Source organism: Streptomyces sp. NPDC012474, from assembly GCF_042955185.1.
Taxonomy (GTDB): domain Bacteria; phylum Actinomycetota; class Actinomycetes; order Streptomycetales; family Streptomycetaceae; genus Streptomyces; species Streptomyces cahuitamycinicus.
In genome coordinates this window covers 77225-84761 of the sequence record NZ_JBIBEP010000026.1, presented here as the reverse complement: position 1 = coordinate 84761, position 7537 = coordinate 77225, and the positions used below count along the sequence as shown (strand labels likewise).

At 64.4% G+C, this 7537-nt stretch carries 2 protein-coding genes; both read right to left on the bottom strand.

Going from position 1 to position 7537, the window contains the following annotated elements; genetic code table 11:
* Positions 1-503: 503 nt before the first annotated feature.
* Positions 504-992: a hypothetical protein gene (locus ACFY9S_RS37290; protein ID WP_386633954.1), complete on the bottom strand. Its 489-nt coding sequence runs from the start codon at positions 990-992 to the stop codon at positions 504-506.
* Between the two features lie 12 nt (positions 993-1004).
* Positions 1005-7490 carry an RHS repeat-associated core domain-containing protein gene (locus tag ACFY9S_RS37285; protein WP_391137943.1) on the bottom strand — a complete coding sequence of 2162 codons (6486 nt, stop codon included), beginning with the start codon at positions 7488-7490 and terminating at the stop codon, positions 1005-1007.
* Positions 7491-7537 lie beyond the last annotated feature (47 nt).

Sequence of the window (7537 nt, the reverse complement as noted above, 5' to 3'; positions counted from 1 at the left end):
TGGACCCTAGACAAGTCACATCGTTGCAGGTCAGGAGCACTCTCCGCGTTTCTGATCACCTACCGGACGCCCTGCCACGTGAAAGCGCGAGGCTAACGCCTGTCGTGTGGCTCAGGCCGCAGGAAACCGACGGTGCCGGTCGATGTCACCCGCTACACGTTGAACCGGAACTCGACCATAAGGGCTTGACCTGCAGAAATGCCCGAATATCCAGCACCGATCCAGCACGGGCCGCCACGGCTAGCACGAGAAGCCCAAGATCACCAAACGTACCGGACTGCGCCCGCACAAGCACGAAGTCTACGAGTCTCTCGTGCACGCCGCATCAGGCTCACACGCCGCCAACAGAAATGAGTGTGGCATTCGCGGACCCGGACGACTGCCGTCGGCTGCGAGCCCTTGATCCGCGAGGGGGAGCACCCCAAGCCACTACGACCAACAAATAGACCAGCAGTGTGGGGTCGTGGACGACCCGGCGACCCCACACCACTGATCGGGGTTAGCTACTCTTCTGCCACAAAGACAGGATTCAGCCAGACCGAAGTCAGATCGCCATTCTCGATGCCCAAAACAGTTCCGCTGGCAATTCTGACCAACTCGACATCGGCGGCATTCTTGAGATGAATGGTGATCCACCCAGTGGACGGATCATATTCAACCCGCCACCCATCTCCAGGAACTTCGAATGAGACCCCAGGCACAAATGAATGTTCCGACGAGATGAACACCCGCCCGGACTTACACCTCGGGGGACTCAGCTTGGACACGAAACCCCGAACATTTGGGAAGTATCCCCAAGCGAACAGCACCTCCCGGGACTCGATGTCGACTTCAAGTTGGAGGGTGCCGATCAGCAGACTCGTAACTCCCTCCGAGCCGAGCCGCTCGCTCAACGCCTCCCCGTTCTGAGCACTGAAGGAGAATCCATACTCGGACTCGTCATAGGTGAGGACACCCTCGAGAGAGGATCCGTCTTGAATGGAGAATTTCATTCCGGCGTTACCCTATGGCCTCTTGAATAGGAAGTGAACGATCTTGTTGGACTTTGTGTCGATGTTGAGCTCCCAGGTACCGTTACTCCCATTCATCGAACCGGGCGTTCTCCACTCGACGACCCCTGGAGCGCCACGGGAATCCGTCCTGGGTGCCGTGGACTCCATTATTTCACGAAGGAGCAAACCGTTGTTGCGGTTCATGTAAGGGCGTGCAGCCTTACCGAAGTTGGGCGCATCGACAGCCCGGGTGCCGGCGATGTCCCAGGTGTGATTCTCGACGGTCTTGGTCATTCCAAGTTTCTCAACGTCAAGTTTGGCTCCAGAAGCAGGAATGACCCCAGCACTTTCTTCCGGAAATCTTCCGCCGCCAAGAGCCAGCATGGGGGCCAGGGTGCCGTTGTCCCATGCCGCCTGATAGATGCTGGAGTCAGGATCAGCTCCCGCACCCTTGGCCCATTCGTCGAGCGTCGACTTCGTGTCATCAGTGGCGCTGCAGGACTTCGAGTCGAACCAACAGAAGGGGTTCGCGAGGTCGCTTACCTGGTTAAGACCGAATCCTATGCCGGTCAAGTGGCCCAGGAAATTTGACGTCAGGTTTCCGTCGCGCTTTGCAGGAAGTGGATTTGGGCCCGTCTTGAACACGATCCGCGTAGATTTGTGGCCCACCTCTGTGCGGACGGTGGCGGTCATGGTGCCAGTGCCGGTACCGCCGCCCCCAGTCCGATATGTGAACTTCTGGGTGTACGTCTTCGTATACGACCAGTCCCAACCGCCCTTGCTGTTCAGGGTCCAGGTTTCGGTGCCTCCACCGCAGGAACTGGAGGAGCCGCCGCACATGCCGTCGGGCCGGAGTCCGGTGGGGTCGGAGAGCGTGACGGGGGTGTTGTTGGCGTATGCGTAGCCGTTGAGGGACTCGTGGTCCTCGGGGGCGAGGACGGGGTCGACGGAGAGGAATCGTCCGAGCATCGGGTCGTACTCGCGGGCGCCGATGTGGGTGAGTCCAGTGTCAGTGTCGGCGGGTTTGCCGAGGAATCCCTTGTCGTCGGGCCAGGCCGATGGTGCGGTACCGCGAGCCTCGCCGAAGGGCTTGGTGTAGCGGCGGGTAATCGCCTGAGTGGTCGCGTCGACCGTCATGGAGGCGGTGCCGTGGTGGTCGTCGACCATCCAGGACAGGCCGGTCTCGGTGCGGACAACGGTGGCGTCACCGGCCGGGTAGTAGCGCTGGGCGGTGAACTTCTCGGCGGCTGTGTCGTAGTGCAGTTCCTGGCCGGCCAGGTAGAGGACGGTCTTGTCGGGGCCGCGGCGGATGAGGAGTTCGCCGTTGGCGTCGTAAAGGTAGTCGGTGGTCTTGGCGCCTTCGGTGAGGCGAGTGAGTTCTCCTTCGATGTTCCAGGTGAGGCTTTGCGCGGTCCCGGTGGGGCCGTAGCGCCTGGTGGTGTTGCCGTGCTCGTCGTAGGTGTAGTTCTTGGCGCTGCCGCTGCCCACCGTGACGGAGGTCAGGGTGTGGGGCTGGCCGGTGCCTGAGGCGTTGACGGCCGGGTAGCCGTAGATGGTCTTGGTGTCGCCGCTGGTCGTGTGCTCGGTCTGGGTATCGCGCAGGCCGCCGGGCTTGTAGGTCCAGCTGGTCCAGTACGGGGCCGGGCCTCCGAGAGCGGATGCGGAGCGGGCGGTGGCGCAGTCATTTGAGGACGGGGTCCAGGCTTCGGTCAGGCGGCGATAGCCGTCGTATGCGAAGCATTGGGTGTCCTTGCCGTTGGCCTTTTCAGTGACCGACTTGACGTTGCCGGTGGCGTCGTAGAGGTAGTCGATGTCGCTGGTGTATCCGGTGTTGGTCTGGTCGAGTGTGTGGGTGTTGACCAGGCGGCGAGTGCCGTCCTCGTAGCGATTGAGGACCTGGAGCTGCTTGGCTTCCGTGGAGGTGCCCAGGCGGGTTTCCTCGATCTCACCGTAGGGCGAGTAGCCGATGTGCTGGACGTAGTCGGTCATGCCGTCGGTGCCGGTGAGCAGCCCGAGGCTGTTGTACGTGTTCTTGACGGTCTCGGCGGGCAGGCCGGCCACCGCGGGCATCGAGGTGGACTGGACAGTGCCGTCGATGTTGTAGGCGGTGGAGGTGATGAAGGTCTGCGGCGCACCGGCAGTGACCAGGGGGTCGGTGGCGGCGATGACGGTCTTGGTGCCTTTGGGGCGGTTGAGCGCGTCGTAGCCGGTGACGGACTGGGAGTAGATCTTGCCAGTGGTGCCGCCGACATATCTGATTGCCGCGGTGGGCTGTCCCTTGGCCAGGGAGTCGTAGGTGAACTTTGTGAGTTGGTGGGCGTTGTCCTTTGTCCCGTCCCAGGTGCCTATCGGTCGGCCGAGTTCGTCGTAGTCGTTGATCAGGGTGCGGGAGACATCGTCGAGGGTCGTGGTGGCCGTCAGCGGCTGGTCAGCGTCGTTGTAGGTGGTGGTGATGCTGCCCTTGTCAGGATCAGTGGAAGTGGTCTTGCGGCCGCGTAGGTCGTAGCCGTAGGTCCAGACCGCTCCGTCCGGGCCGGTCATCTTCTTGAGCTGGCCGCCAGGGGTGTACTCATACAAGGTTCGGGTGTAGTCGGTGCCGGTCGGGGCCGGACCGCCGTACTCGCGTCGCTCGGCAACCCGGCCTCGGGCGTCGACGATCGTGAGGGTGCCGGTGCCGCCTGCTGCGGCAGTCACGGCCGTGCGGTCGCCCTGTGCGTCGGTCTTGGTACGCCACTTCTCCTGCCCGTAGACCCGGAAGATCGAGTCGGTGGCGCGGCCGGCGGCGTCGAATACCGTCTCCGTGGAGGCGGGGACCGAACCGGTGTAGGTGTTGGCGAGCGTGCCCGAGGGGGCGCTGTCGTCGTGGACCTGGCTGTTGGAGATGTACGCCAGGCCGCGGTCGTCATAGAGCGTCTCGGAGATCACCCGACCGCCGTTCGGCGCGGGGACCTGCTTCTGGCGGGACCGCAGAAGGCTGTCGAAGATTTCGTATGAGCTGTTGTAGGTCTTGCCGTCTGCCTTGAGGACGTCGGTGCGGACCCAGGTTTCCTTGTTGTTGTTGATGCTGTAGGCGTAGACGATGCTGGCCGCGTCATCGAGCGTGCGCGAGCGGTCCGGCTTCCAGACCGACTTCAGGCGCCCGAGCGCGTCGAAGGACCACTCAGTCACGTTGCCGTTGGCGTCGGTGGTCTTGGAGGCCGCTCCCCAAGCCGGGTCCACCTCGGTGGTGGCGGTGTAGAGCTTGGGGTCGGTCGTGGTCTTGGACGTCAGCGGTCCGTAGCCGGTGTCGTCGGGCACATAACTGGTCTTGACCGTGCGGTTGAGAGCGTTGGTTTCGGTGACCGGGCGCCCCAGCTTGTCGAACGTAGAGTTGGAAACCTGCTGGTAGACGGGAGTTTTGTCGGCCGCGTCGTAGCTGGCAACCCTGTAGGTGGCGGTGATGTCACCCTTGGTGGGCGCCGCGCCGACCGCCTTGCCGTCGTAGGCCGTGGTGATGTCGGAGACGACGTCGGCGGGGATCGACAGGATGGTCGCGCAAGGCACCGAGTAGGTCTCGGTGCGCGAGACCTTGTCCACCAGCCATGCCGAGGTGTTGCGGGCGTAGCTGGTCCGTACGCACGACTCGTCGCCGGTCTTGGTGGCGTCACCGCTGTCCTCGACGGTGATCGGCATGCCGTACGTGGTGTCGTACGTGGTCTTCTGCTTTACCGTGCGGGTGCCGGTGGAGATCTTGGTGCGGGTGGTTGTCTCACCAGCCTGGACGATCCACGCCTCAGTGGTACCCCAGCTGTAGGTATGGCTTCCGGTCTTGTGGGACCAGGGGGTGTTGATGGTACCGCTGAGTTCCTCGGTACCGTTGTAGGCGATGGTCTCGCGGACGAAGCCGGCGTACTGGCGGGAGTCGTCGATGGCGGTGCCGGTGGAGTCGGTGACCTTCTCCACGCGGGCCGTGCCGTCGAGTTCCTTCTCCCCGTTCAGGCCGCGCATGTAGAGCGTCGACTTCTTGGAGCGCGGGCCCTCCGAGTTGCCGAAAGTCGTCACGACCTTGCCGTAGCCGCGCCACTGCGACCAGGTGCGGTTGGACGATTTGGTCAGGCCCTCATCGTCTGAGTAGGCCCAGCCGGCGCCGCCCTGGTAGTCGTAGTAGGTCTCGCCGGTGTCACTGTGGCCGTAGGGGTCGTCCTGGAGGACGGAAGTGACCACGTACTTGTGGAACCAGTCGGTGACCGGGGTGGTCCCGGACTGGGACCACTTCACGGGGAAGCAGCGCCGTGTGTTCTTGTCGACCGCCGAGGGCATGCTGCTGCCCCAGATGCAGTCAGGGTCGGAGTAGTTGACGGTGAGGGTCGAGCCGGTCTCGGACTTGATGGTGCGCACGCGCCATTTGATGTAGCGCAGGTTGTCCTGGCCACTGCCTTCGACGTGGTTCGGCATCTGGATGCCGCCGAAGACGACGGGCGGCATTGCGGCCGTGGTGGTGTTGGCCTTGCCGGTGTTCTGGATGGACTTCAGCCACAGGCTCGGGGAGGAGGCATCGCCGGTGTCGGGGAAGTCGTGGGACAGATGCCAGGTGTCGACGTCCCGCCGGGTGGTGCCGCTACCGGTCCACACTGAGGTGGTGATGTCGATGAGGCGCTGGCGGGTGAAGAAGGAAGGACCGATCTGGGTGGTGCACTTGGTGTTGGCCGCGCAGATCATGTCGTAGGGCACGTCGGGCCAGTTGGCTTTGGTGTCCTTGGTGAGGCTGGAGCAGCCGCCCGAGACGATGCAGCGCTGGCCGTAGGTGAAGCGGACCTGCTGGGCGGCGGGCTTGGCGTAGATCAGTTCGCTGCGCAGGCCGTAGTCGATGCGGTTGAGGTAGCCGCCGCGGGTGTATGCGGTGCCGTTGACCGTGGTGTCGGCGTTCTTGGAGTAGTAGTTGGTCTCCTTGCTGTACCAGTAGGTGCTGGCGTTGTCGTGGGTGTCCACGACGTAGTCGAGGTTCCAGCGCCATGCCTGGTTGCAGGAGGAGTCGGCGAAGCCGCTGGACTTGTGGCACGGCTCGCCGGAGTCGTCGCCGAAGACGGGGACGGCCCAGGTGGAGTAGGTGGACGGGTCGTCGTCGGCGGTGTCGGTGGTGCCCTTGTCGCTCCAGCCGGGCATCCGGTGCTTGCCGAAGTAGTACTGGGTGCCGGTGGCGTCGGTCACCTTCCAGTACTCGCCGTTGTTGTCTCCGTTGCCGCTGGCTCCGGTGAGGTGCTCGATGCGCGTGCCGTCCTCGTTCTTCACCTTCCACGAGCCGCCGGATGCCTCGGACAGGGCTGCGGTGTCACAGGCCGACTTGTCGGCGCAGGCGTTGACCAGCTCGACGGCCTTGCCGTTGAGGACCAGGGTGGCGTTGGCGTACTTCCAGCACAGGTCGCCCTTGCGGGACTGGCCGTCGTCCTTGCAGGAGCTGTACTTGCGCTCGATGTAGGACTCGGTGATCGAGAAACCCTCACCGATCTGCGAGGTCTGGTTGTTCTCCCCGGCCGTACGGCCGTCCACGGATGCGGAGTTGTAGGAGATGGACAGGTTCGGCGACGGACCGGCCGTGGCCGGGGGGACTCGCAGGGGGTAGTTCCAGGTGAAGTCACCCGTGCTGCCGCCGGCCTCCCAGGTCGCCGTCGGGGACAGCGGAGTGGCGCTGTAGTCGCCCCCGCCACCCGAGCTGTCGGCCGCGGCGGCCAGCAGCATCGGCGTGCCGGCCTTGAGGCTGCGGGCGGGCACAGTGCCGGTCAGGGTCTGGGACCGGGCGTCGTTGTCCGCGCCGGCCACGGGGGTCTGGGTGCGGCAGGACTTCTTGTCCGGCGTGGTCAGCGCACACGCCGGGAGCTTCACGAGGCTCAGGCGGGGGCCGAAGTTTCCGCCGTAGACGTCGGAGAACGATGAGTAGTCCAGGGAGACCCGGAGCTTGTCGGTGTCCTCCGCTCCCTTCCTGGGTTCGGTTCGCGACGGGTCGACGGTGAGCAGGACGCCGTTGACGCCCGCCTTCTTCGCGGCTGCCCGGGAGTGGACGCGAAGCGCCACCTTCTCCGCCGGCCCCGTCGCCTTCCTCTTTGCCCTGTCCTTCGCGGACTTGGCTGCCGGTGCGGCGGGCTCCTGCGTCAGCTCCATCCCCAGCCCACCGACAGTGACAGTGGCCTCGGAGGTTGCCGTGACCTCAGCGGTTGCCTTCCCAGACTTCGGCCAGGAGGCTTCCTGCAGCCTCTCGCGGGTCTTGCGGGACGCCGAGGTGGACTTGTCCTTCGGAGCTTTGGATGTGCCGGGCCTGAGCACCCCCACCTTGTCGATCTTCGCCTCAGGCCGGTCCTCGAGCTTCTTGCGAGCAGCCACGGACTGGGCCTGTGCGGCGAAGTCGTATCCCGAGGGAACCACGACCTGGGGCAGCAGAGAGAGGGAGGCGACGACCGCACCGCGGCCAAGCCAGCGGCGTACGACCGCCCCTGGCAACCGCTTGCGGAAGGGTCTTGAGGACACGGTGACTTCCCGGTTCTAGGAAATGAATAGAAAGGGAGGCGCCTGGC